Raw genomic sequence first — 466 nt, 5'->3', positions numbered from 1 at the left:
CCCTACTACATCGTCTATCGCAATGCTCGTCCTGGCTACCTGGAACATTTCTGGGCGCTGGTGAGTTGGGAGTTTGTTGCGAAGAACTTCGCAGCATAAAAAAGATAGCGCAGAAGGGCTTCCTTCTGCGTTTTTGCATTAATTCGCGGTAGTGCAAGCCTCTTCAGGCTGTCTTCTTGCGGAAATGAACACCAGCAGCAACGCAAGCCCTGCCACAATCGCCCCCATCACAGGCACAAAACTGTAACCCAGTCCACCGGATATCACCGCCCCACCGGCTGCGTCCCCCAGTGCATTCCCCAGGTTAAATGCGCCAATATTGACTGACGATGATAAACCCGGCGCTTCGCTCGCAACACGCATCACTCGCATCTGCAACGGTGGAACCACTGCAAATGTCGCCGCACCCCAGACCCCCATACTGACCGCCGCGCCAGGCTCATTACGCGCAAGGAAAGGAATGGCC

The 466-nt window shown here is 55.6% G+C and carries 1 protein-coding gene and 1 pseudogene; one reads left to right on the top strand and one right to left on the bottom strand.

From position 1 onward, the window contains the following. A partial coding sequence (locus tag ACU8YC_RS26995) for a Fe-Mn family superoxide dismutase (protein WP_446896260.1) occupies window positions 1–99 on the top strand: 99 nt, incomplete at its 5' end. A gap of 39 nt (window positions 100–138) precedes the next feature. On the opposite strand, the pseudogene ACU8YC_RS26990 reads toward ACU8YC_RS26995, so the two are convergent. Then, window positions 139–466: pseudogene (locus ACU8YC_RS26990) on the bottom strand (MFS transporter); the annotation flags it as partial.

The organism is Citrobacter sp. VF227 (assembly GCF_052950715.1).
This window is presented reverse-complemented; position numbering and strand designations above follow the sequence as displayed.